Annotated in this window: 1 protein-coding gene; it reads right to left on the minus strand. The window is 66.2% G+C overall.

The genetic code is table 11. The features are described 5' to 3' along the window. Nucleotides 1-965 (minus strand): circularly permuted type 2 ATP-grasp protein (locus AB4Z38_RS25650; protein WP_441432328.1); only part of this gene is annotated, 965 nt, incomplete at both ends.

The raw sequence follows: 965 nt of genomic DNA on the forward strand, positions 1-965 counted from the left end.
GGCTGCGCGATCCAGCCCCGCGGATCCGCCAGCACCCGCTTCCGCAACGCCTCCAGCTCCTCCCGCGAAGCATCAGGACCGATCACCAGSCCCTTGCCCCCGGACCCGTCCACCGGCTTGACCACGAGTTCTCCGAGCCGGTCCAGGACCTGCTCACGGGCTTCCTTCTCCTCCAGCCGGAACGTCTCCACGTTCGCGATCACCGGCTCCTCGTGCAGGTAATACCGGATCAGATCCGGCACGTAGGAATAGACCARCTTGTCATCGGCCACCCCGTTGCCCACCGCGTTCGCGATCGTCACCCCGCCCGCCCGGGCCGCGTTCACCAGCCCCGGACACCCGAGCATCGAATCRGAACGGAACTGCAACGGATCCAGGAACTCATCATCGATCCGCTTGTAAATCACATCCACCCGCTGCTCACCGGCCGTGGTGCGCATGTACACCCGGTTTCCACGGCAGATCAGGTCCCTGCCCTCGACCAGTTCAACACCCATCAACCCGGCCAACARCGTGTGCTCRAAATASGCGCTGTTGAACACCCCGGGAGTCAACACCACCACCGTCGGATCATCCACCCCCGACGGGGCCGTCTTCCGCAACGCCGACAGCAGACGGCGCGGGTATTCCTCRACCGGMCGGATGTGCTGCTGCCCGAACGCCTCCGGCAAACCCTTCGCCATCGCCCGCCGGTTCTCCAACACATACGACACCCCCGACGGCACCCGCACGTTGTCCTCCAACACCCGGAACGTGCCCGCCGCATCACGGACCACATCGATACCGGACACATGCACCCGCACCCCGCCGGCCGGCTCGAAACCATGCACCGCACGGTGGAAATGCGCACTCGTGGTCACCAACGCCCGCGGCACCACACCGTCCGCGACCACCGCCATCCGCCCGTACACATCATCCAGGAACGCCTCCAACGCCCGCACCCGCTGCGCCACCCCACGCTCCAG

The organism is Arthrobacter sp. 2RAF6 (genome assembly GCF_052115205.1).
Classification (GTDB): Bacteria; Actinomycetota; Actinomycetes; order Actinomycetales; family Micrococcaceae; genus Arthrobacter.